At 61.4% G+C, this 637-nt stretch carries 1 protein-coding gene; it reads right to left on the bottom strand.

Annotated features, from left to right (window positions below; genetic code table 11):
* The coding region (tssI, locus tag EKA13_RS27525; RefSeq protein WP_125862985.1) for a type VI secretion system tip protein TssI/VgrG at positions 1-633 on the bottom strand (633 nt) is incomplete at its 3' end.
* Positions 634-637: the final 4 nt, after the last annotated feature.

Here is a 637-nt window from a genome sequence, read left to right as displayed (position 1 = left end):
GCTGATTACCGGCTCGTCGGCCACCAGGCCACTGTCCTGTTGGTAGGGGGTGGGCTGGCCGAGTTTGGGGAAAAAGGTCTGGTGGTCACTGAACACCACCGTGTGCCCGGCGCGGCTGTGCCGGAAGGTATAACTCACGCCCTCCTCGAAACACAGGCGCTGCAGAAAGTGCAGATCGGACTCGCCGTACTGCACGCAGTACTCCCGTGGGGTACTGGTCTTTTCCAGGTGCAATTGGTAGGCATCGCTGAGGATGCCGTGTTCCTCAAGCACCTGGGCGATGATCTGCGCCAGCGTGCGCTGCTGGAAAATCCGGTGGTTGCGGCGCAGCCCGAGGTAGGCCAGTTGCGGCACCAGCCTCAGGTTGTAGCGGGTCAGGCGCTTACCGGCATCGCCCTGCGAAACGCGGTAAACCTGCCCATGAATGCCGGCGCCCTGCGCGTTGAACGCCAGGAACGCCTGCTTGTGCAGCAAGGTTTCAAGTTCAAGGTCTGCGCGCTCGCTGACCAAGGCCACATCAAAGGCAAAGGGTGTGCTGATGGCTTCCGTGCCGGTGAATGACAGCACCTGAAGGTCGTGCTGAAGGTCATCGATCGTCAGGCTGAAGTGCGCGTGATTGGCGGCTGAGAACATCCCT

Source organism: Pseudomonas defluvii (assembly GCF_001695625.1).
GTDB classification, from domain to species: Bacteria; Pseudomonadota; Gammaproteobacteria; order Pseudomonadales; family Pseudomonadaceae; genus Aquipseudomonas; species Aquipseudomonas defluvii.
The sequence above is the reverse complement of the archived record's forward strand: the minus strand, read 5'-3'. Positions and strand labels throughout refer to the sequence as shown.